The organism is Ruegeria sp. PrR005 (assembly GCF_010500245.1).
GTDB classification, from domain to species: Bacteria; Pseudomonadota; Alphaproteobacteria; order Rhodobacterales; family Rhodobacteraceae; genus Ruegeria_B; species Ruegeria_B marisflavi.
Genome location: NZ_JAAGOX010000010.1, coordinates 55,495 through 80,880, shown reverse-complemented (window position 1 = coordinate 80,880; position 25,386 = coordinate 55,495). Strand labels below are relative to the sequence as shown.

Annotated in this window: 24 protein-coding genes and 3 pseudogenes; 18 read left to right on the top strand and 9 right to left on the bottom strand. The window is 61.7% G+C overall.

Annotated elements, in window-relative coordinates:
• The first annotated feature begins 64 nt into the window (after positions 1–64).
• Together G0P99_RS06495 and G0P99_RS06490 are read left to right on the top strand one after the other, a co-directional pair.
• On the top strand, positions 65–388 hold the full coding sequence (locus G0P99_RS06495; RefSeq protein ID WP_011242175.1) for a RebB family R body protein: 324 nt from the start codon (positions 65–67) through the stop codon (positions 386–388).
• Positions 389–438: 50 nt separating this feature from the next.
• Positions 439–783 (top strand): RebB family R body protein, encoded by a 345-nt coding sequence (locus G0P99_RS06490; RefSeq protein ID WP_011242176.1) that lies wholly within the window; start codon positions 439–441, stop codon positions 781–783.
• Positions 784–960: 177 nt separating this feature from the next.
• Here the strand turns inward: G0P99_RS06490 and G0P99_RS06485 are convergent.
• Together G0P99_RS06485 and G0P99_RS06480 are read right to left on the bottom strand one after the other, a co-directional pair.
• A pseudogene (locus G0P99_RS06485) lies at positions 961–2,164 on the bottom strand (transposase family protein).
• A 213-nt stretch (positions 2,165–2,377) separates the two neighbouring features.
• The gene (locus G0P99_RS06480) at positions 2,378–3,154 is read right to left on the bottom strand and encodes an IclR family transcriptional regulator (RefSeq protein WP_239059707.1); all 777 of its coding nucleotides are present in this window, start codon (positions 3,152–3,154) and stop codon (positions 2,378–2,380) included.
• Between the two features lie 161 nt (positions 3,155–3,315).
• Here G0P99_RS06480 and G0P99_RS06475 point away from each other — a divergent pair, with 161 nt between their 5' ends.
• The 8 genes and pseudogenes from G0P99_RS06475 to G0P99_RS24705 form a co-directional block, all read left to right on the top strand.
• A complete protein-coding gene (locus G0P99_RS06475; protein WP_239059714.1) occupies positions 3,316–4,824 on the top strand; it encodes an ABC transporter substrate-binding protein in 1,509 nt (502 codons plus the stop codon).
• 91 nt (positions 4,825–4,915) lie between these two features.
• A complete protein-coding gene (locus G0P99_RS06470) occupies positions 4,916–5,833 on the top strand; it encodes an ABC transporter permease (protein ID WP_164128575.1) in 918 nt (305 codons plus the stop codon).
• A 1-nt stretch (position 5,834) separates the two neighbouring features.
• On the top strand, positions 5,835–6,734 hold the full coding sequence (locus tag G0P99_RS06465; RefSeq protein ID WP_164128574.1) for an ABC transporter permease: 900 nt from the start codon (positions 5,835–5,837) through the stop codon (positions 6,732–6,734).
• Positions 6,735–6,738: 4 nt separating this feature from the next.
• On the top strand, positions 6,739–7,737 hold the full coding sequence (locus tag G0P99_RS06460) for an ABC transporter ATP-binding protein (protein ID WP_164128573.1): 999 nt from the start codon (positions 6,739–6,741) through the stop codon (positions 7,735–7,737).
• Positions 7,737–8,732, top strand: a complete 996-nt coding sequence (locus G0P99_RS06455) for an ABC transporter ATP-binding protein (RefSeq protein ID WP_164128572.1) — start codon at positions 7,737–7,739, stop codon at positions 8,730–8,732. Before G0P99_RS06460 ends, G0P99_RS06455 begins: the two co-directional genes overlap by 1 nt.
• Positions 8,733–8,736: 4 nt before the next feature.
• On the top strand, positions 8,737–10,308 hold the full coding sequence (locus G0P99_RS06450) for a gamma-glutamyltransferase family protein (protein ID WP_164128571.1): 1,572 nt from the start codon (positions 8,737–8,739) through the stop codon (positions 10,306–10,308).
• A gap of 11 nt (positions 10,309–10,319) precedes the next feature.
• The gene (locus G0P99_RS06445; protein ID WP_164128570.1) at positions 10,320–11,711 is read left to right on the top strand and encodes a M20 family metallopeptidase; all 1,392 of its coding nucleotides are present in this window, start codon (positions 10,320–10,322) and stop codon (positions 11,709–11,711) included.
• 62 nt (positions 11,712–11,773) lie between these two features.
• A pseudogene (locus G0P99_RS24705) lies at positions 11,774–11,967 on the top strand (IS6 family transposase); the annotation flags it as partial.
• A gap of 60 nt (positions 11,968–12,027) precedes the next feature.
• Here the strand turns inward: G0P99_RS24705 and G0P99_RS06440 are convergent.
• Positions 12,028–12,246 (bottom strand): annotated as a pseudogene (locus G0P99_RS06440) (IS6 family transposase); the annotation flags it as partial.
• Positions 12,247–12,255: 9 nt separating this feature from the next.
• Positions 12,256–12,669 (bottom strand): Rrf2 family transcriptional regulator, encoded by a 414-nt coding sequence (locus G0P99_RS06435; RefSeq protein ID WP_164128569.1) that lies wholly within the window; start codon positions 12,667–12,669, stop codon positions 12,256–12,258.
• Positions 12,670–12,775: 106 nt separating this feature from the next.
• Here G0P99_RS06435 and G0P99_RS06430 point away from each other — a divergent pair, with 106 nt between their 5' ends.
• The 7 genes from G0P99_RS06430 to G0P99_RS06400 are packed head-to-tail and all read left to right on the top strand — an operon-like array spanning position 12,776 to position 17,985.
• Complete coding sequence (locus tag G0P99_RS06430) at positions 12,776–13,258, top strand: hemerythrin domain-containing protein (protein WP_164128568.1); 483 nt, start codon at positions 12,776–12,778, stop codon at positions 13,256–13,258.
• A 4-nt stretch (positions 13,259–13,262) separates the two neighbouring features.
• The gene (locus G0P99_RS06425; protein WP_164128567.1) at positions 13,263–13,796 is read left to right on the top strand and encodes a DUF2478 domain-containing protein; all 534 of its coding nucleotides are present in this window, start codon (positions 13,263–13,265) and stop codon (positions 13,794–13,796) included.
• On the top strand, positions 13,797–14,303 hold the full coding sequence (locus G0P99_RS06420; protein ID WP_164128566.1) for a hemerythrin domain-containing protein: 507 nt from the start codon (positions 13,797–13,799) through the stop codon (positions 14,301–14,303).
• Complete coding sequence (locus G0P99_RS06415) at positions 14,300–14,806, top strand: SCP2 domain-containing protein (RefSeq protein ID WP_164128565.1); 507 nt, start codon at positions 14,300–14,302, stop codon at positions 14,804–14,806. Before G0P99_RS06420 ends, G0P99_RS06415 begins: the two co-directional genes overlap by 4 nt.
• Before the next feature lie 19 nt (positions 14,807–14,825).
• Positions 14,826–15,824, top strand: a complete 999-nt coding sequence (locus G0P99_RS06410) for a peptidase U32 family protein (protein ID WP_164128564.1) — start codon at positions 14,826–14,828, stop codon at positions 15,822–15,824.
• A gap of 5 nt (positions 15,825–15,829) precedes the next feature.
• Entirely contained in the window at positions 15,830–16,741 is a 912-nt protein-coding gene (locus G0P99_RS06405) for a U32 family peptidase (protein ID WP_239059706.1), read from the top strand.
• A 17-nt stretch (positions 16,742–16,758) separates the two neighbouring features.
• Positions 16,759–17,985, top strand: a complete 1,227-nt coding sequence (locus G0P99_RS06400; protein WP_164128562.1) for an NnrS family protein — start codon at positions 16,759–16,761, stop codon at positions 17,983–17,985.
• Between the two features lie 357 nt (positions 17,986–18,342).
• Here the strand turns inward: G0P99_RS06400 and G0P99_RS06395 are convergent, their stop codons facing one another.
• Positions 18,343–18,993, bottom strand: coding sequence for an SMC-Scp complex subunit ScpB (locus G0P99_RS06395; protein ID WP_164128586.1), 651 nt, complete (start codon positions 18,991–18,993; stop codon positions 18,343–18,345).
• Between the two features lie 8 nt (positions 18,994–19,001).
• Complete coding sequence (locus G0P99_RS06390) at positions 19,002–19,886, bottom strand: DUF1403 family protein (protein ID WP_164128561.1); 885 nt, start codon at positions 19,884–19,886, stop codon at positions 19,002–19,004.
• Positions 19,887–20,011: 125 nt separating this feature from the next.
• On the opposite strand from G0P99_RS06390, the gene G0P99_RS06385 reads away from it, so the two are divergent.
• Positions 20,012–21,109: a tyrosine-type recombinase/integrase gene (locus tag G0P99_RS06385; RefSeq protein ID WP_164128560.1), complete on the top strand. Its 1,098-nt coding sequence runs from the start codon at positions 20,012–20,014 to the stop codon at positions 21,107–21,109.
• A gap of 371 nt (positions 21,110–21,480) precedes the next feature.
• Here the strand turns inward: G0P99_RS06385 and repC are convergent, their stop codons facing one another.
• The 3 genes from repC to repA form a co-directional block, all read right to left on the bottom strand.
• A complete protein-coding gene (gene repC, locus G0P99_RS06380; RefSeq protein ID WP_164128559.1) occupies positions 21,481–22,692 on the bottom strand; it encodes a plasmid replication protein RepC in 1,212 nt (403 codons plus the stop codon).
• Positions 22,693–22,904: 212 nt separating this feature from the next.
• Positions 22,905–23,840: a plasmid partitioning protein RepB gene (gene repB, locus G0P99_RS06375; protein WP_164128558.1), complete on the bottom strand. Its 936-nt coding sequence runs from the start codon at positions 23,838–23,840 to the stop codon at positions 22,905–22,907.
• Positions 23,830–25,071, bottom strand: a complete 1,242-nt coding sequence (repA, locus tag G0P99_RS06370; protein ID WP_164128557.1) for a plasmid partitioning protein RepA — start codon at positions 25,069–25,071, stop codon at positions 23,830–23,832. The genes repB and repA overlap by 11 nt, the downstream gene beginning before the upstream one ends.
• Positions 25,072–25,386: the final 315 nt, after the last annotated feature.

The following is a 25,386-nucleotide window of genomic DNA, read 5'->3' as shown; positions in this document are numbered from 1 at the left end:
TTTCACGAAACGGATTTCACCGCGTCAATATCGGTAAGACCCCAACCGCAAAGGAGCACTCCGAATGCCTTACAACACCGCAGTAAACTCTCAGATCACGGACGCGGTGACTCAGTCCAACGTCCAGGTGGTCGCCCAGGCGCCCGCGATGGCGATGGGCTCGGTCTATCAGTCGATGGCCCATTCGACCGGCATCCTGCTGCAAAATTCGGTCGCCGCCGCCCAGCAGCAAAGCGCGCTGAGCCAGGCCGCCGCCAATCAGGGCGTCATGCAAATCTACTCGCTGGACACCACCGCCGCGGCGGGGGCCAGCGAAAAGATCGGACAGGTAGGCACGCCGGACCAGATGTCCAGCCTGCTGGCGGTCCTCAACTCGTTCGGCGGCTGATCCGGCGAACCCCTCTTCGATAAACCCAGTGCCAAACAAGGAGACATATCATGACTTGGCCGACAGCAGTAAATGACCAGATCACCGACGCGGTAACCCAGTCCAACGTCAAGGTCGTGGGCGAAGCGCCCGCGATGGCGATGGGCACGGTCTATCAGACCATGGCTCACTCGACCGGCATCCTGTTCGAAAACGCGGTGGCCGCCGCGCAGCAGCAGAACGCGCTGAGCCAGGCCGCCTCGAACCAGGGTGTGATGCAGATCTATTCGCTCGACACCACAGCGACGGCAGGGGCCAGCGAGAAGATCGGTCAGACCGGCGTCGCCGACAACCTGACCAGCCTGCTGACCGTGCTCAACGCGTTCAAACGCCCACAGCAGCCCGGCGGTATCTGATCCCGCCACATGCACCGGGAGAGCGGGGCGTGCCGTCTGGTGCGCCCCGTTTTCGTTGTCCGGATCAGTCGGTGACTGCGGTGGCCTCGATCTCGACCAGACGGACCCAATATGCCTTCAAGCGGGCGGAATCGCGTTGGCGACGATCGGCTCGGTTGATGTTTCGAAGGCTCTGCCTCAATCTGTGTGGCGGAAGAGCAGCATTCGTGCCCTGAGCAGTTCCGGGCCGGCTCTTCCATACATTGCCTGTTTCAGGATCTTCAGGCGGTTGATCCGGCCTTCAGCGCATCAACCTTCCGCGCCTGATCAGGGGTCAGTTATCCCCTGGGCTTGATACACAGCGCCGCAGCGATGACTGGTGAGATGGCGTGCCCCGTTTTCGGATCCCGTACCGGCCCGAGCTTCGGTGCACTGGAGGCCAAATCGCCTGTGGTCTGTTTTTCAGCCCTGCGCCACCCGGCCAGCAGGCGTTCGAGATGCGAGTAGCTGCCTTTTTAGCCTTTCTCCTGAATCTGATGAAACAATTGCCTTTCTCGTCGGTCGCCGTCTTTCCAGGATTGGGCCAGGAAGTCCTCAAAGTACCAGAGAGGTGTCGGCTTCAATGTCGCTCTGCGCCGGTCAGGCGGCGTCTCGAACGTGACCCACTTTGCCACGCTACGGCGCCTGAACCCGGTTTGCCGTTCGATTTCGCTGCAAGAAAGCCCCTGATTTCTAAGCGCATGAATGGTCGCGAAGATCTCTTCGCGGGACTGCCGATGCGCCAATCGTGACCCTTGCAGGTGAACATCCGTGCTGATGTTGCCCGCGTCGGACAGAAGGGCTCTACCGGTCGCGCGGCCGTGCAGGTCACCGCATCGCGATCCTTCAGGATATCGACTACGGAGCGACACTCGAGATCGATGATGTTTGTTCCGTACTCCTGCGATTTCCGCCAACTCCAGTCATCAACGCCGATGACCCTTGAAAGTGGGGCGCTTTTCCGGGCGTGACGCTTCAATTGCCGAAGGACCGTGTCGTCGCTAAGCCCAATGCCCAATCGGTGCAAGAGACGTTCAGCGGATCGCCCGCCGGCAGCATGGCCCATGTGACTGGCAATCTGTGCCACCCGCGACGTGCGGCGGGTGACCGGGGCTGCGATTGAAAGGTCGTGGTCTGAAAATGTGCTGCGGCGACAGCCAGAATTCGAACACTTCCAACGGCAAACCTGCAATTCTACCCAGACAACTCTCCCATAAGCAGGGAAATCTTGTATCCTCCGACGCCTCTACCCATGGCGCCGGCGTGAACGGGACCCACAGTCCGGGCAGATGCCTTTTGGCGCCAGTGCGCCAGACACAACCCACGAACCTGACTCACTTCGGCTAACGCAATCGACCTGCACTTCGCTGCACTGTGCCCAGTTTTTCTTGAAATTCACGACTATCCCTCCGGATCATTCGGGTATCAGGGTAGTTGCGCCACACAGATTGAGGCAGATCCATATTTCGTGAGGGAAACGATAGCCCTTCAGGCGCGGCATCTTGGCGGGTATCGGCTTGGCAATCGCCTTGACTGTGTGTCAGACGGCAACTTGGCAATGCCAACACCACCCGATTCATGTGCGCCGTCCATTCCAGGGGGAGATGGCATTGGCGGTGTCTTGCAGAGCGGGAAGAAGGTTACGGAGGATGGCGTCGTCGTCCCAACTATGTGAGGAGACCGAGCATTGCACCGCCGCAGTCGCCCTGCCGTTGGGGCCGCTGATGGGGGCAGAGACGGCTATTTCGTTGAGCAGCATTTGGTCACGCGAGATGGCATAGCCTTGTTCAGTGGCCTCTTCGACCAGTGCAGCGATCTGCCCGCGGTCAGTAATGGCGCGCGGTGTATGGCCTCCGATAGGCCAGGTTTCCACGGCATGCCGCCGTTCTGTTGCTGGATAGGTCGAAAGCATGGCGCGGCCAACCGCGGTCGAGAGCGCGGGCAAGCGGCGGCCCGGTATCGTAGCGGCAAAGCCTGTGCGTTTGCAGGGTAGGCGGCTCACATAGATGATGTGATCGCCCGAAAGCTCGGCAAGGTTGATCGTTTCGCCAAGCTGTTGCGACAACTCGATCAATCTGGGCATGGCGAGCGAGACCAACGGATCAGACCAGAAATAGACATAGGCCAATTCGAGCCAGGCATGTGAAGGGCGAAAACGGCGTGTTTCGCTGTCCTTCACCAGGAAACCTTCGAGATGCAGCGTGTTGGCCAGCCGCTGCACAGCGCTTTTGTCGAGCCCTGTACGCGCGACCAGATCAGTGAGCGACAGATCAGTGTGGGCTTCGTCGAAGGCGCGGAGCAGACGTAGGCCTTTGGCAAGTGCCCCGACAAAAAGCGTGTTGTTCTTGGACATCAGGTTTCTGGCCCTCCGAAAGCATTTTCATTTGACACGCCGCGAACCATTATGACAACTAATATTATTAAGCGAACGTTGGTATTACAATATAATACTAACGCTAGACACCAAATACTGCAACAGGGATAACGAAGAGGGATCACATGACACTGATTTCGATGAAATCGACGATTGCCGCTGCCGCGCTTATCGCTTCGGTCGGGACGACCTGGGCCGACAAGGCCAACGACACGCTGAGCGTGGCCTTTACCAAGGAGCTGGAGAACGTCGACAGTTACTTCAATTCGTCGCGCGAGGGCGTGGTGATGCAGCGCGCCGTCTGGGACGGGCTTATCTACCGCGACCCGGTGACAAACGAATACAAGGGCAATCTGGCCACCAGTTGGGAGTGGATCGACGATACCACGCTAGAGTTGAAACTGCGCGAGGGCGTGAAATTCCACAACGGCGAGGATTTCAACGCCGATGATGTGGTTTTCACGGTGAATTTCGTCGCCAAGGAAGAAAACGGCGTGAAAACTCAGCGCAACGTCAACTGGATGAAATCGGCCGAAAAGGTCGATGATTACACCGTTCGCATCCTCTTGAAGGACAAATTTCCGGCCGCCATCGAGTTCCTCTCCGGCCCTGTGTCGATGTACCCCAACGAGTACTACGCCGAGGTCGGACCCTCGGGCATGGGGCTGAAGCCGGTAGGCACCGGGCCTTATAAGGTGACCGAAGTGGTGCCGGGCCAGCATTTCGTACTGGAAAAGTACGAGAACTACCATGACAGCCCCAAGGGCCAACCCTCGATAGGCAAGATCGACATCCGCACCGTGCCGGATGTGAACACCCAGTTGGCTGAGCTGTTTTCCGGCACGCTCGATCTGATCTGGCAGGTGCCCGCCGACCAGGCCGAGAAGATGGCCGCGATGGACGGTTTCACGGTGGCCAACGAATCGACCATGCGGGTAGGATATCTTTCGATGGATGCAGCGGGTCGCTCGTCCATGGAGCCGAACCCTTTCAAAGATGCGAAGGTGCGCCAGGCGGTGAACCATGCCATCGACCGCAAGGCGTTGGTCGACAACCTGCTGAAAGGCAAATCGGTTGTGGTGAATACGCCCTGTTTCCCGAGCCAGTTCGGCTGCGTCACGGATGCGGCGGTCGCCTACGAGTATGACCCGGAGAAAGCCAAGGCGCTTCTGGCCGAGGCGGGCTATGCCGATGGTTTCACCACCGAGTTCTATGCCTATCGTGACCGCGAATACGCCGAGGCGATTGCCAGCTATCTGAACGCAGTAGGCATCCGGACCGATTTCAAGATGCTGCAATATTCGGCGCTGCGCGACCTGAACATGAAGGGTGAGGTGCCGTTGGCCTTCCTGACCTGGGGCAGCTATTCGATCAACGACGCCTCAGCCATGGTCAGCCAGTTCTTCAAGCATGGCAGCCTCGACGATGCGCGTGACGATCAAGCGAAAGCTGATCTCGACATTGCCGACAGCTCGACCGATCCGGCAATCCGCAAGGAGCACTATGCCAAGGCCATCGCCCGTATCACCGGCGAGGCCTTCTGGGCGCCGATGTTCAGCTACAACACCAACTACGTGTTCAAGACGGATGTGGATTACACCCCCACCGCTGACGAGGTGCTGCGCTTTACCAACATGGCGTGGAAATAACGCCGTCTGCCCGGCCTACGCGATGTGGGCCGGGCGCCTTTTCTGAAATTGCGGGCGGCCCCGGCTGCCAGGTCGAGCGGAGGATTCGCTTGTGCTTCAGTTCATCCTGAGACGGCTCGGGCTTGCCTTGTTGGTGGCCTTCACCGTTTCCTTCATCAGCTTTTCACTTCTGTTCCTCGCTGGCGATCCGGCGGCGGCCCTGGCCGGTGAAACGGCCAGTGGCGAGGATATCGAGGCGATCCGCCGGGTCTATGGCTTCGACCGGCCGATGCTGGTCCAATATGGCGATTGGCTATTTGCTGCGCTGCGGGGCGATTTCGGCGAGAGCTACTATTTCAAACTGCCGGTCGCCAGCCTGATTGCCGACCGGCTGTCGGTAACGATGTTGCTGGGCGTTTGCGGCATAACCTTTGCATTGCTCACGGCGGTGCCGTTGGGTGTGCTCGCAGCTATGCGGCCCAACTCGATCATCGACCGGATCGCGCTGTTCCTCAGCGTCGCAGGGCAGGCGCTGCCGTCGTTCTGGTTCGGTCTGATCCTGATTGTCCTTTTCGCTATCCAGCTGAGGTGGCTGCCGGTTTCGGGCACGGCGACATGGGCGCATTTCGTGATGCCGACCATCGTGCTTGGCTACTACGCGATGCCCGCCATTATGCGTCTTACGCGAGCGGGGATGCTGGAGGTTCTGTCGTCGGACTATATCCGCACGGCCCGGGCCAAAGGCGCCTCGGAGCTGCGGGTGATGTTCCGCCATGCGCTGAGAAACGCGATCATCCCGGTGGTCAGCCTCGCCGCCGTGCAGATGGGCTTTATGCTGGGCGGCTCCATCGTCGTGGAATCGATCTTTGCGTTGCATGGCGCGGGCTTCCTTGCCTGGGAGAGCATCAGCCGTAACGATCTGCCCACCGTGCAGGCACTGATCCTCATTTTCTCGATGTTCTACATCGTCTTCACTTTCCTGGCCGACGTGCTGAATGCTTGGCTCGATCCGCGTATGAGGAGCAGCTGAGATGGCAAATACAACCGTTGACCCGCTTCTTGAGGACATTACCGGCCCGACCCCGGGCCAGATGCTGCGCCGTCGAGTCTTTGGCCACCAGGGCCTGATCATCGGCGCGGTGGTGGTGGCTGTGCTCTTGGTAATCGCGCTGTTGGCGCCGGTATTAGCGCCGCATGATCCCTATGTGCAGAACCTGGCCATGCGGATGAAACCGCCCGTCTTCTTGGGTGGCACGTGGGAGCATCCGCTGGGCACCGATCACCTGGGCCGCGATTACCTGAGCCGCCTGATCTATGGTGCGCGTGTATCGCTGTTGATCGGGGTGGTGGCGGCCACGATTTCGGGCGCGATCGGCACCGCGATGGGCGTGGCGGCCGGCTATTTCGGGGGCCGGGTGGATGCCGTGGTGACCTTTTTGGTCAACGTTCGACTGGCCATGCCGGTGGTTCTGGTGGCGCTGGCCGTGGTGGCCATTCTGGGCGGCTCGCTGACGGTCGTGATTGTGGTGCTGGGCCTCTTGCTGTGGGACCGCTTCGCAGTCGTGATGCGCGCGTCGACAAGGCAAGTGCGACGGCGCGAATACGTGGCCGCGGCGCAGGCCATCGGGGCCTCGACCCCGCGGATCCTGCTGACCGAGATCATGCCCAACGTGCTCAATAACCTGATCGTGGTGGTAACGCTCGAAATGGCACATGCGATCCTTCTGGAAGCAACCTTGAGCTTCCTTGGCCTTGGGGTTCAACCGCCGACGCCAAGCTGGGGTCTGATGGTCAGCGAGGGCAAGAACATGATGCTGTTCGAGCCCTGGCTGGTGCTGATCCCCGGCGCGGTTCTGTTCGTGCTGGTGCTGGCGATCAACCTGATGGGCGATGGGCTGCGCGACGTGACCGCGCCCGAAAACAGGAGCTGAGGCGATGAGCGAGACCATTCTGAACGTGAAGGGCCTGACCATCGACATACCGGTGGGCGGCGGGACATTGCACGCGGTGCGGGGCATAGATTTCGATCTGAAGCGCGGCGAGGTTCTGTGCATCGTGGGCGAAAGCGGCTCGGGCAAATCGCTGACATCGCTGGCTTTAATGGGGCTTCTGGGAAAGCGCATCAAGGTGAGCGCAGAGCAGGCGGATTTCGACGGTACGGCGCTGTTGCAAGCCAGCCCGCGCGAGATGCGGAGCCTGCGCGGCGCGCGCATGTCGATGATCTTCCAGGAACCGATGACGAGCCTCAATCCGGCCTATACGATCGGCGATCAGCTGATGGAGGCGATGCTTTTGCACCGGCAGGTGAGCCGGGCCGAGGCGCGGGCGCGGGCGGTAGACTTGCTTGAAAAGGTCGGCATTACCGCCGCCGGAAGCCGGTTGGGGCAGTATCCGCATCAGCTTTCAGGCGGGTTGCGGCAGCGGGTGATGATCGCCATGGCGTTGATGTGCGAGCCCGAGCTCATCATCGCGGACGAGCCGACGACGGCCCTGGACGTGACCATTCAGGCGCAGATCTTGCGGCTGCTCGTCGATCTGGTGCGCGAGATGGGGATGGCGATGATCCTGATCACTCACGACCTGGGCGTGGTGGCGCGCGTGGCCGACAAGGTGGCGGTGATGTATGCCGGGGAACTGGTGGAAACCGGCGCCGCGGCCGAGGTATTCGGCGCGCCGATGCATCCTTACACGCGTGGCCTTCTGCGCTGTATCCCCCAACCTGGCAAGACGGCACGCGGAGCACCATTGGGCACCATCCCCGGCATCGTGCCTTCGCTGGTGGGTGAGGTCGCGGGCTGCGTTTTCCGCACCCGCTGCGATGAGGCGGTCGAGACCTGCCGGGGCAGGATCCCGCGCCATGGCCCAGGCGAGACGCACAGTTTCCGCTGTGTGCATGAAACAGGCGCGAAAGCCACGGAAAAGGAGCGGGTCTGATGTTTGATGGTGTAAGCGCTGCGCCCGCGCTGGAGCTGAAGGGTGTGACCAAGACCTATACGGTCAAACAGGGCCTGATGGGTAAGCGCAAGCCGCTGACCGCGCTGCGGGATGTTTCGCTGAAACTGGAACAGGGCGAAGTGCTGGGCCTTGTGGGCGAAAGCGGCTGCGGGAAATCGACGCTGGCCAAGATCCTTCTTGGGCTCGAAGCGCCCACATCCGGTGACGTGCTGGTGGATGGAGAACGGCTTGGGCAGCAGGACAGGCTGGCGTTGGCGCGGCGCATCCAGCCGATTTTCCAAGACCCGTATTCCAGCCTTAACCCGCGCAAGTCGATTGCCGATATCATTTCCCTGCCACTGCGCGTTCACGGCATAGGTGACAGCGCCAGCCAGCAAAAGGCCGTGCGCGAGATGCTCGATGTTGTGGGCCTGCCATCGCGGGTGATGAACACCTATCCCTCCCAGATGTCGGGCGGGCAGCGTCAGCGGGTGGCGATTGCGCGCGCTCTGATCATGAAGCCTGAAATCGTGATCTGCGACGAGCCGACCTCGGCTTTGGACGTATCGGTACAAAGTCAGATCCTGAATCTGCTGGGCGAACTCAGGGCTGAATTTGGTCTGACCTATCTTTTCATCAGCCATAACCTTGCGGTGGTCGAGCACCTCGCCACGCGGGTGGCGGTGATGTATCTCGGCCGGATTGTGGAGGAGGTGAACGCGAGTGATCTCTTCGAGGCCTCGGCGCATCCTTATACGCAGGCGCTTTTGCAATCGGTGCTGACACCCGATCCGGGGCTGGGCGTGCCCGACACGCATCTGGGCATGGCCTATCCCAACCCGATAGATCCGCCTTCCGGTTGCGCCTTTCACCCGCGTTGCGCCCATGCCACCGATCTGTGCAGTACCCGCGCCCCGCGCCCGGTGCAGCACCGCGATGGCCATGTGGAATGCCACCTGATTGACCCAGAAACTCCCATGTTCCAAGAGGACTGACCAGATGCCCGCCCACGCCCTCTCTCGTACCCAGACCGTGACGAAAACAGTTATTGAAACCGATGGCGGCGTGGTCGCCGCCCAGAACTCGTTGGCTGCGGAAGTGGGGGCCGAGGTTCTGCGTGCCGGGGGCGACGCGGTGGATGCGGCGGTGGCCACAAGCTTTGCCATCGGCGTTCTTGAACCGTGGATGAGCGGCCCGGCGGGCGGTGGCGCGATGATGCTGTGGCGCGCGGATGAAGGTCACGCGGTGGCGCTGAACCACGGAATGCGCGCGCCCAAGGCGCTGAAGGTGGAGGACTATCCGCTTTCCGGTCGTGGTGTGGCCGGAGATCTTTTCCCCTGGGAGCAAGTGGTGAACGATCGAAACGTGCAGGGCGCGACGGCGGTCGCCGTGCCCGGTGTTGTCGATGGGTTGGGAAAAGCGCATGAGCGTTGGGGCAAGATGCCTTGGGCCGAGTTACTGGCCCCTGCGGTCTCGCACGCAAAGAGGGGCATGCTGGTGGATTGGTATGCCGGGCTCTGTATCGCCTCGACCACGCGCGAACTGGCGAAAGACCCGGATGCGGCAGCGATGTTCCTCGTGGATGGGCAATGGCCCAATATGGGCGCCTGGACGGCACTGAACGAGACCCGGCTCGACCAATCGCGCATGGCCGACAGCCTCGATGCAATCGCACAAGGCGGCGCAAGGGCGCTATATGATGGCGATGTGGGCAAGGCCATGGCCGCCGATATGGAAGCCAAGGGCGGCCCATTGCGGCACGAGGATCTGTGCGATTATCACGCCGAATTCCACGATGCGCTGAGCTTTTCCTATCGCGGCGGTACCATATACGCCCTGCCCGGGCTGACGGCAGGGCCGACGCTCAAGCACGCGCTGTACGTGGCGGCAGAGAGCGACCTCAGCGGCGATGCGCCGAGCACGACGAGTTATGCCGCGTATGCGCGCGGACTGAAAGCCGCATACAAGGCGCGGCTCAGCGGCATGGGCGACGATGGCGAAAGCCCCAAGGCACCCGGTACTACGACGCATTTCTCGGTGGTCGACCGCGCCGGCAACATGGTTGCGCAGACCCAGACGCTGCTGTCGATCTTCGGTTCTCGCGTTGTCTCGCCCTCGACTGGCTTTTTGATGAACAACGGCATCATGTGGTTCGATCCGGTGCAGGGCCGGCCCAACTCCTTGGGGCCGGGTAAGCGCTGTTTGATGAATGTCTGCCCGGCGATTGGCGAGGTGGGTGACACACGCTTTGCCATCGGTGCCAGCGGCGGGCGAAAGATCGTTTCGGCCATCACGCATCTGAGTGGCTTTATGATCGATCACGGTATGGATATTGGCGCGGCCTTCCACACCCCACGCGTGGATGTTTCCGGGGGTGCGGTCGTGGTGGCGGATGAAACCCTGCCCGCCGAGGTAATCTCCGCGCTGGAGTCGGAGCATACGGTGAAGACAGCGCGGCGGACGGTCTTTCCTTACGCTTTTGCCTGCCCGGCGGGAGTGATGCGGCGTGGAGGTAGGAATTCCGGCTGTACCGAGATTATGTCGCCCTGGGGCGACGCCATTTGCGAATGAAGGAGCGCGAGATGACCCGCGACGCGGCGATTGCCACCATAACCGACTATTTCGATGACGGGCGTTTTCAGGCCGATCTGTCCGCCCTGGTCGCACATCCGAGCGAGAGCCAGAACCCGGACGCTGCGCCCGCATTGATGCGCTACCTGACACAGGCGATGATGCCCCGGCTCAAGGCGGCGGGCTTTGCCTGCGAGATCTTCGAGAATCCGATCCCCGGCGCGCCGCCCTTGCTGGTGGGCGAGCGCCACGAGGGCGAGGGGCTGCCCACCGTGCTCAGCTATGGCCATGGCGACGTGATCCGCGCGCAGGAGGGCATGTGGCGCGAGGGGCTGGAGCCCTTCAAGTTGATCGAGGAGGGCGAGCGGCTTTACGGGCGGGGTTCGGCGGATAACAAATCGCAACACCTGATCAACATAGCCGCGATGGAGGCGGTGATCGCAACGCGGGGTAGCCTTGGGTTCAACGCCAAGATCGTGATCGAGATGGCGGAAGAGACCGGATCGCCCGGTCTGGCCGAGTTTTTCAAGGCAGAAAAGGAGCGGTTGAAGGCGGATGTTCTTATTGCCTCGGACGGGCCACGGCTTCAGCCGGATACGCCCACGATGTTCATGGGATCGCGCGGCGGGATCACGTTTGACCTGGCGGTCGACCTGCGCGAGGGCGCGCATCACTCGGGCAACTGGGGTGGGCTTTTGGCCGATCCCGCGATGATCCTGGCGCAGGCGCTTTCGACCATTTCCGACAAGCGCGGGCAGTTGGCCATTCCGGAATGGCGCCCCACCAGCCTGACCGACGAGGTACGCGCGGCGCTTGCCGGCCTGCCCATCGCGCCGGACGACGACACCAGCCCCAAGATCGACGAAGACTGGGGAGAAGAAAGCCTGACTCCCGCCGAGCGTGCCTATGGCTGGAACAGCTTTGCCATCCTGGCGATGAAAAGCGGCGTGCCCGAAGCACCGGTCAACGCCATCTCGAGCAGTGCGCGGGCAACCTGCCAGCTGCGCTATGTGGTGGGGACGGATGCCGATGCGGTGCTGCCTTCGCTGCGGCGGCATCTCGATGCGCATGGCTTTGAACAAGTGACAATCGAGCCGATGGAGCGCGGCTTCTTCGCCGCCACGCGGCTCGACCCCTCACACCCCTGGGTGCAGTTCGTGAGGCGTTCGATCGAAGAAACTGCGGGTAAGCCGCCGCATGTGCTGCCGAACCTGGCGGGATCGCTGCCCAACGACACCTTCGCCGATATTCTGGGCCTGCCCACGGTTTGGGTGCCGCATTCCTATCGCGGCTGCTCGCAGCATGCGCCGAACGAACATGTGTTGAAGCCCGTCTGCCGGGACGCGCTGCGTATCATGGCCGGGGTGTTTTGGGATGTAGGCAGCCGAGAAACACCTCCGTAAGGCATTGCCAAGTTGCCGTCTGACACAAAGTCAAGGCGATTGCCAAGCCGATACCCGCCAAGATGCCGCGCCTGAAGGGCTATCGTTTTCCTCGCGAAATCATAGCCAACGCGGTCAGGGTCTACGTGGCGTCACCCTCAGCGCCGCCAATGTTGCGGATCTACTCGTCGAACGTGGAGTTTCCGTCAGCCGAGAGACGATCCGGAAGTGGGTGAACCGGTTTGGCTTGCATTTTGCCGCTTGCGTCCAACGCAACCATGAGCTGGACATTTCCAAGTTGTCTGACGTGGATTGGAGGAAGCGCGAGCCCGCTCAATCAGGCCGATAATTCGGCGGCATAGCCTTCCCAGAGCTTGAACGCGTCGGCTCTGGCATGGCGGTAGGATAAAGTGGAAAGACGGTAGCGGCGGGGACGAAAGATCCTATTGATTTGGCCGTGGGCGACGAGAAATTGTTGCGCTTGGCGTGGTGACTTGAACCGGCCCATCATCATTTCCCGCTTTCGCGTCGGCCGGTGTGACCCTTCGATCCTGTTTTAGACCCGTTACACATCAACCACGCGATAGACGCAATCGGCCAGCGTGCTGCGATTCAGGTCGGCAATGAAGGCTGCTTCAGCTTCGGACAGCCGCGCCTTCAGGCGGCAGCGCGGGCTCAGCGTGCAGGCGACACCGTCCGGCAGAAAGCATTCGACCAGCGCCTGATCCCTTTCAAGATACGCCACGACTTCTCCCAGCCGGATATCCTCGGGCCGCCGCGCGAGTATCGCGCCGCCGCCGCCGCCACGGCGTGTGTCCAGATACCCCGCCGACGCAAGCGCCGAGATCACTTTGGCCAGGTGATTGCGGGACACGCGAAATTCGTCCGCCAATTCCGCCGTCGTGAACGGCCGGTCAGGGGTGCCTGCCATCCGCATGAGCGCACGCAGGCCAAAATCTGTGAACGTCGTTAGTCGCAAGATGGGACTCCTGATTTGGTATTTACAATGCGCATTGATCGGGTGTAATCGGCACCGCAAATACCAAATCGTTCGCTTCCAGCCAACACCAAGGAATGCGCCGCCCATGAGAGACCTAGATGGCAACACAGCCCCTCAGGAGACCGATGCCCTGATCGACCATATCCAGACACGCTATCACGCGGTCCACCGGTCCGACCTTGCAGGGCTGCTCCCGCTGGCGGAAAGGGTCGAACAGGTCCACGCCGACGACCCGCAGGCACCACACGGGTTGGCGCAGGCCCTGATGACCCTACGGCGCGAGATGGAAGACCACATGGCCAAGGAGGAAGCGATCCTCTTTCCCGCGATGCGCGCGGGCGGCATGCAGGGTATCGATCACCCGATCGCCATGATGCGGGCTGACCACGACGAACACGCGGCCTGCATTGCGCGTATCCGCGCCCTGACCGGTAACTTGACAGCGCCCGCGCATGCCTGCGGTTCCTGGCGAGCGCTTTATGCCGGGACGGAGAAGATGCTCGACGATTTGGCGGCACATATGGCGCTGGAGAACGACCTGCTATTCCCCAGATTCGAGAGGGGCTGAGGTAATGGCGATCGCATCCGTTTCAGCAACCGGCCGCGGCGCCACCGATCACCTGCTTAAATCTGTCGTCGCGCGGCTGAAGGAAGAGGGATGCCGGGTTCTGGGCACCTTGCGGCTCGTGGAGCCGAGCGAGGCCGCCGGGCATTGTGGCTGCAACTTGTGGCTGTTGCCCGACGGCCCTCTCGTGCGGATCACGCAGGATCTGGGCGCGGGATCGACGTCGTGCCGCATGGATGCCGGCGCGATGGAGGATGCCGTGGGGCAGGCGACTGCGCGCCTTGCCACACAGGGTGCAGACTTGGTCGTCTTGAACAAGTTCGGTCTCAGCGAGGCCGAGGGCCGCGGTTTTCGGGCGATGATTGCCGAGGCGCTGGCATGCGGCGTTCCGGTGCTGATCGGGGTTTCCGAGACGCATCGCGGCGCCTTCGAACGCTTTGCCGGCGGATTGGATGAGTCCCTCCCCCCCGAGGAGGGGGCAATCCTTGACTGGTGCCGAACTGTTGCAGGGTCGCGCAGTTCCAATTCCGCGGGGGTGTGAATGCCGGTTTCAGTTACCGAAATGTCAACGCCGAGCCTGATGACCTACATCCAGGAACGCTTTTTAGATGTGCATCGACAGGAGTTGCCAGAGCTTGTCAGGCTTGCCCGCAAGGTGGAAACGCGACACGCAAACGAGATCGACGCACCGCATGGTCTTGCAGCGGCGCTGCAAGCCATCGCGACAGAACTCGAAGCACATATTGACAAGGAAGAGGCGGTTGTCTTCCCCGCGCTGAGCGAGGGGAAATTCGGACAGATGCAGAACGCATTGGCCAGCTTGCGCCTTGAGCACGCAAACCACGAGACCGCGGTGAACCTGATCGCGGCCATAAACCACGGGCTCCGCCTGCCTCTCAACGCCTGCACGTCCTGGCGGAAGCTTTATGCCGGACTCGGCAAGCTGGCCGAAGATCTCGACGAACACAGATACCTTGAAGACAATGTGCTCTTTCCCCGGTTCGAAACGGCCGTGCAATTGTCCGGACAAGAAACGGCCCAGCCATGAGCGCAAGCCCCGATACACTCAACCGCGCCACTGGGCTGCATCTGCCAGGCTTCGCCCGGCTGTCGTGCCTGATCGCGCAACCCGTCCTGACACGCGTAGTCCAGCGTATCGCCAAACGGCATCCATCGATGTTTGCACGGCTCGGGTCACATCGGACGACCGATTTCCTTATCGACCCGGTCGAGTTGCCCTTTGCCCTGCACTTGAGGCCCGATCCGCAGGCTCTGGTGCTGCGGGCCGTGCCGCGCCACGCCGCGCCCCGGGCGGGCGCCACCATTCGCGGGAAGTTCCTGTTGCTTCTCGAGTTGATTGATTCCGAAGAGGATGGCGATGCCGCATTCTTCTCGCGGGACCTCGAAGTCACGGGCGACACCGAGGCCGTTGTGCGGCTGCGCAATGCGCTCGACGATGTCGATGGGTCCATCGCAGAGGAAACCGCCGAGATGTTCGGCCCAGCTGGCCGTGCCATCCTGGCAAGACTGCGCCGCGCTTATCCAACGTGAAGAAAGGATTTTCCGCCCCATGAGCCTTGCCGAACTGATCTGCCCGGCCGGCACACCCGCCGCCCTGCGCACCGCCGTCGATGCCGGCGCCGATGCGGTTTATTGTGGTTTTCAGGACGCGACCAATGCACGCAATTTCCCGGGGCTGAACTTCACCCCCGACGAATTGGCCTCTTCGGTGGCCTATGCACACGAACAAGGCACCAAGGTGCTTCTCGCGCTCAACACGTATCCGCCAGCGGGCAAGTTCGATCTGTGGCGGCAAGCCGCCGATACCGGCGCCCGGCTTGGGGTCGATGCCTTCATTGTCGCGGATATGGGCGTGGCCGACTACATCGCCCGCATTCATCCCGGCATCCGCCTGCACCTGTCGGTTCAGGCCGCCGCCTCCAGCCCCGAGGCGATCCGTTACTATTGCGAGAATTTCGGGGTTAAGCGGGTCGTGCTGCCGCGCATCCTGACGATCCCCGAGATACGCCAGATCCGCAAAGAAATCCCCTGCGAGATCGAGACCTTTATCTTCGGCAACCATGGGCTGATGATCGAGGGGCGCTGCAGTCTCACCAACTACCTCACCGGGCAATCGACCAACATGGACGGGGTCTGCTCTCCGGCCTCGGACGTCGAATACAAACGACACGAGGACGGATCGATGTCTTCGCAACTCGCCGGTTTTACCATCGACTGCTTCCGCTCCGACGAAAAGGCAGGCTATCCGACGATCTGCAAGGGCCGCTACCGCACCGCTCATCGCGACGATGCCTATTATGCTTTCGAGGAACCGATCAGCCTGAACCTGTCACGGCTGTTGCCCGAACTGATTGACGCAGGGGTGCACGCCTTCAAGATCGAGGGTCGCCAGCGCTCAAAAAGCTATGTGCGCGGCGTGGTCTCGGCCTTCCGGCAGGCGGTTGACGATATTCGCGCGGGCCGACAGGCGAATATCGCTGACCTGGTGGCCCTAACCGAGGGGCAAAAACAGACCCAGGGTGCGTTCGAGACAAAGAAATGGCGGTGAGCGACATGACGAAACTGACGCTTGGCCCCATCGCCTATCACTGGTCCGCCGAGGCGCGGCGCGATTTCTACGCTCGTATCGCCGACGAGGCACCCGTCGACGAGGTCTATCTTGGCGAGGTCATCTGCTCCAAACGCGCGCCCTTCCACGAGGTCGATCTGCCCGCCACGATCGATCGGCTGGAGCGCGGAGGCAAGACGGTGATCCTGTCGACGCTGGCCGAGGTCATGCTGAACCGCGAACGCAAGGCCACCGCCGATCTGGCTGCTATGGAACGACCCGAGATCGAGATCAACAACGCCGCTGGCCTCTATGCGCGGGGCAAGCGCCCGCACCGCATCGGGCCCTTCTTGAACGCCTATAACGAGGCCACAATCGCCTGGATGGCCTGCCAGGGCGCGACCCATGTCTGCCTGCCGACCGAATTGCCGGGTCCGGCGATTGCTGCGGCGGCAGCCGCTGCGCGCGACCTCGGGCTGGGCGTCGAGGTTCAGGTGTTCGGCCGCGTGTCGCTCGCGGTCTCGGCGCGGTGCTATCACGCGCGCGCTCATGCCCGCACCAAGGACAACTGCCAGTTCATCTGCGAGCACGACGCCGACGGCATGCCTTTGCGCACCACCGACGACCGCCCGATCCTTCGCGTGAACGGCATCCAGACCCAGTCAGAAAGCTACGTCGATCTGCTGCCCGAGACCGCCCGGCTGGTGGCCGACGGCGTCAGCCATGTGCGGCTGATGCCGCAGGCAGTCGACATGGTGGCCGTCGCGTCTGCCTTCCGCAGTGTTCTGGACGGCTCGCGCGAACCGGCTGAAGCCGAAGCAGCGCTGCGCGAGGCATGCGGCGGGGTTTCGTTTTCGAACGGCTTCTATCACGGCCAGGCAGGGTATCGGCGCATCACCGCAGCTGCGGCGAGTTGATCGCGGCAGGATCGGCAATGGCACGCATCTGGCCGCTGTATTTCTGGGATGCGCCATACAGGCCACTGTTTCTGGCGGCGGCCGTGTGGGCCTTTGCATGCATCGCCTGGTGGCCACTTGGCGTTTCCCTCGGTCTGCCCGAACCCCGGTTCGCCCCTGTGGTCCTATGGCATGTGCATGAGCTGATTTTCGGCTTCTTCGGTGTAGCCATCGCGGGATACTTGCTGACAGCACTGCCGAGTTGGGTGGGCAGCCCACCGGAGCGCGGGGTTTTCCTCAAGGCTCTCGCACTGCTCTGGGTCTTGTCGCGCCTGTCGATGGCGGTGGCCGACTGGTTTCCACCCGTCATCCTTCCGATCATGAACTCCCTGTTCTTCGGGCTACTCGCTGGCTGGATCTTGCGTCGCACCTTGTCGGTTCGGGCCTATTCCAAGGCGCTGTTCGGAGGTATGAGTCTGGCAATGGGCGTGGCGGACGTGATGTTCATGCTTGTCGCCCGTGAGGGCGATATCGCCGACAGCCTGGACATCGCGCGGGCTTGTCTGATCGGTCTGGCGCTTCTGGTTGCGGTGGTGGGTACACGTCTTGTTCCCGCATTGACCGAAAGCTGGCGTCAGCACAGCGGAAGTCCGCCCGGCCGGACCCGGAGTTCGCATCTGCGTGTTGCAGCGATCTCGGCGCTAGCCCTTGCGCTGATAGCAACCTTGATCGGGCAGGAGGGACTGGCCCATGCGGCACTGGTCATGTCAGCAGGCCTGCTGGGCCTTGTCATGGCAGGCTGGCAAAGTCTTTCGACACGCGCTAACCCGCTGGTGGCCGGGTTGCATCTTGCCTTTTTCTGGCTCCCGATCAGTCTGGCGCTAAAGGGCGGACTTTGGTTCCTTGCTCCGTCATATCCTTTGGCTGCCGCGATACACGCGCTGACAATCGGTGCGGTCTCCGGTCTGATCATGGCGATTTCGGGCCGCGCTGCTTGTCACGGTTCCGGGCCGCAATTGCGGGCCAATGCCTGGCTGAGCCTTGCCATTGCGCTGATCTGGATCACGACCTGTGTGCGCCTGGCCTCGCCTCTGGCAGCCGGGCGGGAGACCGAGGTAGAGACCGTTGCCGCAGCGTTCTGGTGTGCGGCTTGGGTGTCGTTTCTCATCGGATTTCAATCCGCGTTAACCGGACCTATAAGACGCCCAGTTCTGAGTGGCAAGAAACCCGGGTTGGATCTCAGTACAGTTCAAGACGGTCGATGACCAACCTCGCGGGACATAGCCTCGCTCAGTGCGTCTACGAAAAAAATCCGCCTCCAGCATATTAGAAATGCGCCAGGCCAGGACCTTGCGGGTGTGCCAATCCATATAGTTGCGCCACACAGATTGAGGCAGATCCGTTCCGAAGCCAAAGTGCCAGCTCGCTGGAAAGGCTCCTCCAATAGACTGGAAGCAAGACACCGTCCTCGATGTGCTCGTTGCGAAGGCGCACAATCATGATCTCCGCAGTGCATTCAGACAAAGCAAAATACTACCGATCTAGGCGCGAGGGTCGCCAGATCCCCCTGATCACGCTGAGGGCCGCACCTTCACCCCGCTTCTGCTGTCCGCGGCTGCCGACTAAGGGTTCCCGTGAAAACCGGCATCCTCGCGTAATTCCCGATCCGGCAGATCGCGCAGGCTTTCCAATCCGAAGGCGATCAGGAACTGCTCGGTGGTCACAAATGTATAGGGAGCACCGCGTCGAGGCGCCCTTGGCCCGGTTCCGATCAGGTTGCGCGCATGCAGCCGCCCGATCAGGTCACGGCTGATCTCACGCCCGAAGATGTCCTTCAGCCCGTCGCGCGTGATCGGCTGGTGATAGGCGATGGCGGCCAGGACCGCGACGTCGAACTCGCTCAGATCCATCAATTGGTCTCCGACATCCGCCGCCGCGCGGATCGCGGGGGCGTAGGTGGCGCGCGTTCGGAACATCCAGCCGCCAGCGACCTGGGCGATCTCAAAGGCCCGCCCTTCCAGATCAGCGGCGAGGTCCTCGACCAGAAGGTCGACCGAAGCCCCCTGCCCCACCACTCGTGCCAGGTCGTCGCGCGTCACCGGTGTGGCGCTGGCAAAGAGCACGGCCTCGATCCGGCGCATCCATTCGCGCCAGCGCAGCTCTGGGGGCAGGTCGGACAACTCGTGGTCAAGCTCGGGTTGGGAGCGATCCTTCGCCGACTTTGCTGGTCGTATGTCCGAACTTTGAGCCCGGTTCCCACTTTCGCTGGACATGCTCATCGCTACACCCCGTAGAGACGGAAGGTGTCGCGCCCGGTCAGTTCGCGCACCGCGCCGAGGTCGACCAGCCGGTCGCAGAGCCGTCGCGCGGCGCGATCCGGCAAAGGCAAGGCCGAAGCTGCCACGGCATCGCGGGTCAGGAACATTTCGACCGCGTCGGCCGCTCCCCTGGCCCGAAGCTTCGGGGTGACCGCTTTCAGATGTACCGCCCGATGCGCGAGGTCTGAAGCAAGACGCACGGCCTCGACCGCCGATGAGATGAGCGCCCGATGACAGGCGAGCCGCAAGTCGTCTCCCTGCTTGCGCAAGGCGGCGCGGTTCAGCCCCGGGGCCAGCAGCGGCACGAGATGATCCCAACCCAGCGCCTGTGAGAGCGTCGCGTCCGCGAGGATCAGCGCAGCTTCGTCAGCACGTGGCGCCTCGCGCCGAACGGCTTCCAGCGCCATCGCGGCCCGGGTCACCGGCGCCCCTTTCCCGGCATCAAGCCACGCGGCAATCTGGCCCGGCTCGAGGGTCGGCAATGCTCGGCCTAGAGCCTTGATCGACACCGGCCGCTCCACCGCGCGGCGCCAGGCGAGGCAAGTCTCGCCCGCAGGGCCGGGCAGATCGCCGGGGCGCAGCAGGTGCACCGCGTCGCGCAGCTCCCCTGCCCGCTCCGGACGCCCGGAAAATGCGGCACAGGCCTCGGCCGCGCGCAGCGCCAACCGGTCCCGCAACAAGGCTTGGGGCACCTCCTTGTGTCCCAACACAAGATGCAGGTGGTTCAGTGCCGCTCCCGACAAAAACGCAACATCTTCAAGGGGTTTTCCACGGTCAGAGGTGACCCAGGCGGGCATATTGGGTAATGCATCGAGGTCGCTGGTGTGATCCTGCCGGGTATATGTCATGCTTGGATTCTATATCGGAGCGGCGCTTTCCGCCAGAAGATAGCGATCAAACCGCCTCGCCTTGCCGATCTCCGTCATGTCCAATAAGTTTGCCTTATCGGACACACCTGAATATGCTCGGCAACATGTCAGAAAACACCGAGAAATCGAGTTCGGAGCCACCAATCGGGTCTTCAGTCAACGAGGACAACGAGAGAGATCGCCCTGACGGTGAGGTCTTGAACCTGCCCTCCTTTGTGGCCGGGTCCGGCACCCTCGATCGGTTGGTCGACACCGCCCGTGACTACGCGCGGGCCGCCGCGTCGGACAACACTTTGAAGGCCTATACCAAAGACTGGGCGCATTTTACCCGCTGGTGCCGGATGAAAGGGGCCGAGCCCCTGCCCCCCTCGCCGGAAATGATCGGGCTGTATCTGGCCGATCTGGCCTCGGGGTCGGGCCCCTCCCCTGCCCTATCCGTCTCGACCATCGACCGCCGCCTGTCCGGTCTTGCCTGGGCCTGCGCGCAGCGCGGGTTCACCCTGGATCGCAAGAACCGTCACATCGCGACGGTGCTGGCGGGCATCAGGCGCAAGCACGCGCGTCCGCCTGTACAGAAAGAGGCCATCCAGGCCGACGATATCCTCGCGATGGTGGCCACCCTTCCTTTCGACCTGCGTGGGCTGCGAGATCGGGCGATCCTGCTCTTGGGCTACGCCGGAGGTCTGCGCCGCTCGGAAATCGTCAGCCTGGACGTGCACAAGGACGATACGCCGGATTCCGGCGGCTGGATTGAGATATTCGAGAAAGGCGCCCTCCTGACCCTCAATGCCAAGACAGGTTGGCGCGAAGTCGAGATCGGCCGCGGCTCCAAGGATCAGACCTGCCCTGTGCATACACTCGAGCAATGGCTGCACTTTGCGAAGATCGACTTCGGTCCGGTCTTCGTCGGCACCTCGCGCGATGGCAAACGCGCCACGGAAACGCGGCTGAACGACAAGCATGTCGCGCGCCTGATCAAGCGCACGGTCCTGGACGCCGGCATCCGAGCCGACCTGCCCGAGAAAGACCGGCTAGCCCTCTTCTCCGGCCACTCGCTGCGCGCAGGCCTCGCCAGTTCGGCCGAAGTCGACGAGCGCTATGTCCAGAAACATCTCGGGCACACCTCGGCCGAGATGACCCGCCGATACCAGCGCCGACGTGACAGATTCCGCGTGAACCTCACCAAAGCAGCAGGCCTGTAACCAACCCACCATAGCGTCTCGCTCCATGCGGATATTGGGACGTTGCCAGAGTTGTCAGCTGTCAACTTTTGCCGCCAATCCCTGCGCCAAAATCCTTCGCGCATAGTGCATTCACTGCCAAATGCTGGCCCAGTATCACGATTTGGTTTCTACCGCGACAGACAGTCAAAAAGTCCCAAGCGTAATCCAAACAACAACTCCAAAGTCGGTTCTTTGCCATAATGCTCCTTACCAGCCAATCATTGAACGCAGGCAGAGTTGACAGCTGTCAACACGCGGGGCGCACCGTTGGCATGGCTCTGACCTCGAACACTGCTTTCCTGGATGAACACGGCCGCATTCACGGTGGATGGCGGCATTCTCGTGCAAGGTCAGGCCGCTCGCTGACCGTCTGTGTTCAACAAGGCCATGACCATCGGTCCCGGAGAGAACCCTTCAGCAGCCGCTTTGCCCGACAAACTGCGCAGATAACCGCCAGGGCTGTGAATGGTCGCAAACCGTTGCAGGATGCAGACCACAGTGATCGCCGCGATTTCCGAACCCATGAAGCGTTGCGCCTCGTCCCAAGCGGATGGGCTGATGCCCATCATACCTCGAACATAAGCTGCTGCTGTGACAAGATCCCGCCAGCTTCGTGGTGAACCATCACAATACGGCAGAATGTCGGGGCAGGCCTTGAGTACCAATGACAGAGGTATGGTTGGCTCGGAGTGTTTCGATGGGGTAGGGGAGTGAGCAAGGGTTGGATGATTGTTGTCGTTCACCCTTCCAACGCTCTGTTCAGATTCAGAAGAATCTTTATCTGAATTAAGATAGAGCCGCTCAGATTCAGCGTCACTGCCGCTCATTTTCTCTGTATTGGTGTCGGCTTCAGTGGCCATCATCAGTCGGATATCCCGCAAGATACCCACAAGACGAACTTTGAGTTCAGCCAGTTCGGGCAGCGATAGTTTACGACGCGTCTGCTTGTGCACTTCCATCAAGACGCGCTGGATCGCCTCCCAATCGCCGGGCATTTCGGTGTCCTGACCGTAGAGCGCCAGTTTCAGCGCGTCCCGTTTAAGCAGCGAGACCGCCTCGCGCGCCAGGGTCAGCTCGGCCTCGGCGGCGCGGACGGCTTCTGCGGTGCGCACGATTTCGGTTGAGCGCACCAGTAAGGGGCGCAGGTCGAACCCAAAAGCGCGTGCGATTTCACCATTGGCCCCGCGCCGGGCATAGCGCTTGCCGTTAGGGCTGTCATGCCGGGCGATCAGACCAGCATGGACAAGCGCCGCCAGATGTCGGCGGAGCGTGCTTTCGGCCATGCCATGGGCGCGGTCGGACAGGGCCGCGTTCGAAGGAAACACGATTAGCCCGGCGTTATCCGACAGGTTGGTTTCTGGATAAAAGCTGAGCAGTGCGTTCAAGACCGTCAGATCGCGGTCGGTCACACCGAACGCGGTTCGCGCGGTGCAAAGATCGCGAAACAGGCTCCATTTATCGATATGGGAAAGTTTCGGCGCGCGCTGATGTGCGGCGGCCCGAGCGATCAGGCCAGCCGTTACCGGCCGCTGCCCGAAAGGCGTCGTTGTAAGTTGTTCCATTTCTTGTCACGAGACAAAACTTTTTACCCCGCCGGACTCGACGCCAGTTGACAGCCGTCAACAGTTGGACCAGAATCGGAATTGCTACAAACCTGATAAAGGCCTCTCGGGACGATGTTCTGGGGGGTCTTTTTTATGCCTTGCCTTGGGTCGTGCCTCCTGTCCTCGTTGCTGCTCCGTTCACTTTAACGCCGGCGAGGCCGGCGCCGCCCTCAACCCGCGTTGTCTTTCCAGCGGGTGTGAAGCTCCTCCAGATGTTCGATCAGCCAGTCTTCGAACCCGGCCGAGTGCCGTGTCTCCAGCGTCAGCACTGCCTTGCCACGGCTGCGTTTGACCTGTCCCAGTGGCGTGCCGCCCGCACCGGTGATCGGGCTGACCTGCGGCGGGGTAGAGGGGGTGCGCACGGGTGTCAGCGCGGTCATCACCGCCTCGAAACGGGCATCGGAATTGTCGCCGATGGCGGCGGAAATCGCCTGTTCCTGGTGATCTGGCCGCAGTATGTCTGCCAGTTTCATCCACCGGTCGCGCCCGATTCCCGGCGCCGCGCCAATCGCCACGATCAGCCCCTCTGGAATTCGGTCAGCCACGGAAATCATACGTGAAATCAATGTCTTGTCGACATGTAGCGCGTCACAGATCACCTTGCGTTCATATCCCATGTCGCGCATTTGACGGGCGAAATTCACCCGTTCGATAAAACTCAGATCGCGGCGCGCGCTGTTTTCCTGTCCCTGGGCCACGATCAGTTCGCGGTCGTCCAGTATCCGGATCAGCGCCTTGACCGGCTGCTGCATCTGCCGCAAGGCGGCAACGCGGCGGCGTCCATATACGACCTGATAGCGCTCGGGGTCGTTCGGATTGGGGCGCAGCAGTACTGGCACCTGTTGGCCGTATTCGCGGATCGAGGCGATGAGTTCCTCCAGCCCGCTGTCCTCGTCCAACCGGTCACGCAGACCGCCCGTGTCGATCATTCGAGGGTCGATTTCCTGCACCGCACGTGATTTCAGGTCGGATATCGATTGGCTGACCGCGCCGATCGCGCCCGAGCTGTAGCGGGGCCGGGTCACATCCACGCGCGTTTCGGCGGGCTCGCTGGCCGGGGCAGGGGGGGCATCCATCAGCCCTTGCAACAGGTTCTTACGCGCCATGCTGTCTACCCCATGCTTGCTGTACCAGTGCCTCGATCTCGGCATTCACCGCGTTCAGGCTTTCAATCGCGCGCTCATATGTCGCGCGGGTGAATTGGCCCTTTTCCACCTCGTATAGGGTCTGTTTCGTGATGCCAGCGTCAGAGATGGCTGTTGATTTCAGCACCGGATGATTCAGCACATGATCGCCGAACATCGAGCGCATGAAGCTGACCATCTGGTTCTGCGGCCCGTCGCCGGGCTCGTAGCGCGTTACAACATAGCGCAGCCAGTCATAGGACATGTTGCCTCCAGCCTCGCTGACCACACCCAGAAGGTTCGAGGTCATCAACAGGAACTGGCACATCGACATCACGTCCAGCATCTGCGGATGTACGGTCACCAGCACGGCAGTGGCTGCCGACAGGGCCGACATGGTCAGAAATCCCAGCTGAGGCGGACAGTCGACAACCACGACATCGTAATCCTGTTCCACGGTTGAAAGGGCGTCGCCGATCCTGGTGAAAAACAGGTTGCCATCCTGTTGCAGCAGCGCACGGGGGGTTTCATGCTCGAATTCCATCAGGTCTAGGTTGCCCGGAACGATGTCGAGATTGGTGAAATAGGTCTTTTGAATCACGCGGCCCAGCGGCACCGGATCCTCGTACCGGATCGCATCGTACAGCGTGCCACCGTCCAGCAGATCGAATTCGGGCTGAAACCCGTGCAGCGCCGACAGGCTTGCCTGCGGGTCGAGATCAATGGCCAGAACCCGGTACCCGTCCAGCGCCATTTTCTGTGCCAGATGCGCGGCGGTCGTGGTCTTGCCCGATCCGCCTTTGAAATTGATCACCGTGATCACTTGCAGATGGTCACCCTGCCGCCGCCCTGGCAGGTAGGTTCCCGGCGATTTAGTGCCTGATTCCAACAATTCGCGCAGCGCCTGAATATCCTCGGGAGAATAGTAGCGCCGACCGCCCGCACGGGTCTCGGGCGAGGGGCCGCGCCCATCAAGATGCAGCTTGCGCAGATAGGCATCCTTGACCCCCAGCAGTTCGGCCGCTTCGCCTGAAGTGAACTTGCGCAGGGTGCGTCTGGCATCGGGGGGGAACAGTTGCGCGCGATGCGCCTGCAACCGTTCAGATAGGCGCTGTGCATGATCGCCCACCAGCAGGTCGATCCGCTCCCGTTGCCGTTCACCGGAGTTAGAGCGGCTGTCCGTCAGGTTGGATCCCGTCGTCAAATCGTTCATTCTGCCCTCGACCGGCGCGATTGTTACGCTTGGCGCCGTGTTATTCACTTGTTTCCGTAATTAATGGGCCAGAACACACGATTCTTGCAAGTGGTTTTTCCACATCCTGTGGATGGCAGCGTATGAGACACAAGAGAATATGCCGCTGACTTGCGGCTTCACGGCTCAGAGCGTACCCTGTGCGTCTCCCCTAATCGGCAGTTGCCAGGGCGGGGCGCAGTCGGCTTTCAGGTACTAGGTACATGAAGATCCAGACCAGACTGGATCGACTATGGGTGTTCAGGCGCTCCAAATCACGCGGGTTCTGTCGCCCTG

What these genes read in the sequence shown, in the direction of transcription:
- G0P99_RS06495 (WP_011242175.1), top strand. Translation starts at nt 65, where the DNA reads ATGCCTTACAACACCGCAGTAAACTCTCAGATCACGGACGCGGTGACT.
- G0P99_RS06490 (WP_011242176.1), top strand. Translation starts at nt 439, where the DNA reads ATGACTTGGCCGACAGCAGTAAATGACCAGATCACCGACGCGGTAACC.
- G0P99_RS06480 (WP_239059707.1), bottom strand. Translation starts at nt 3,154, where the DNA reads ATGTCCAAGAACAACACGCTTTTTGTCGGGGCACTTGCCAAAGGCCTA.
- G0P99_RS06475 (WP_239059714.1), top strand. Translation starts at nt 3,316, where the DNA reads ATGAAATCGACGATTGCCGCTGCCGCGCTTATCGCTTCGGTCGGGACG.
- G0P99_RS06465 (WP_164128574.1), top strand. Translation starts at nt 5,835, where the DNA reads ATGGCAAATACAACCGTTGACCCGCTTCTTGAGGACATTACCGGCCCG.
- G0P99_RS06460 (WP_164128573.1), top strand. Translation starts at nt 6,739, where the DNA reads ATGAGCGAGACCATTCTGAACGTGAAGGGCCTGACCATCGACATACCG.
- G0P99_RS06455 (WP_164128572.1), top strand. Translation starts at nt 7,737, where the DNA reads ATGTTTGATGGTGTAAGCGCTGCGCCCGCGCTGGAGCTGAAGGGTGTG.
- G0P99_RS06450 (WP_164128571.1), top strand. Translation starts at nt 8,737, where the DNA reads ATGCCCGCCCACGCCCTCTCTCGTACCCAGACCGTGACGAAAACAGTT.
- G0P99_RS06445 (WP_164128570.1), top strand. Translation starts at nt 10,320, where the DNA reads ATGACCCGCGACGCGGCGATTGCCACCATAACCGACTATTTCGATGAC.
- G0P99_RS06430 (WP_164128568.1), top strand. Translation starts at nt 12,776, where the DNA reads ATGAGAGACCTAGATGGCAACACAGCCCCTCAGGAGACCGATGCCCTG.
- G0P99_RS06425 (WP_164128567.1), top strand. Translation starts at nt 13,263, where the DNA reads ATGGCGATCGCATCCGTTTCAGCAACCGGCCGCGGCGCCACCGATCAC.
- G0P99_RS06420 (WP_164128566.1), top strand. Translation starts at nt 13,797, where the DNA reads ATGCCGGTTTCAGTTACCGAAATGTCAACGCCGAGCCTGATGACCTAC.
- G0P99_RS06415 (WP_164128565.1), top strand. Translation starts at nt 14,300, where the DNA reads ATGAGCGCAAGCCCCGATACACTCAACCGCGCCACTGGGCTGCATCTG.
- G0P99_RS06410 (WP_164128564.1), top strand. Translation starts at nt 14,826, where the DNA reads ATGAGCCTTGCCGAACTGATCTGCCCGGCCGGCACACCCGCCGCCCTG.
- G0P99_RS06405 (WP_239059706.1), top strand. Translation starts at nt 15,830, where the DNA reads ATGACGAAACTGACGCTTGGCCCCATCGCCTATCACTGGTCCGCCGAG.
- G0P99_RS06400 (WP_164128562.1), top strand. Translation starts at nt 16,759, where the DNA reads ATGGCACGCATCTGGCCGCTGTATTTCTGGGATGCGCCATACAGGCCA.
- G0P99_RS06395 (WP_164128586.1), bottom strand. Translation starts at nt 18,993, where the DNA reads ATGTCCAGCGAAAGTGGGAACCGGGCTCAAAGTTCGGACATACGACCA.
- G0P99_RS06390 (WP_164128561.1), bottom strand. Translation starts at nt 19,886, where the DNA reads ATGACATATACCCGGCAGGATCACACCAGCGACCTCGATGCATTACCC.
- G0P99_RS06385 (WP_164128560.1), top strand. Translation starts at nt 20,012, where the DNA reads ATGTCAGAAAACACCGAGAAATCGAGTTCGGAGCCACCAATCGGGTCT.
- repC (WP_164128559.1), bottom strand. Translation starts at nt 22,692, where the DNA reads ATGGAACAACTTACAACGACGCCTTTCGGGCAGCGGCCGGTAACGGCT.
- repB (WP_164128558.1), bottom strand. Translation starts at nt 23,840, where the DNA reads ATGGCGCGTAAGAACCTGTTGCAAGGGCTGATGGATGCCCCCCCTGCC.
- repA (WP_164128557.1), bottom strand. Translation starts at nt 25,071, where the DNA reads ATGAACGATTTGACGACGGGATCCAACCTGACGGACAGCCGCTCTAAC.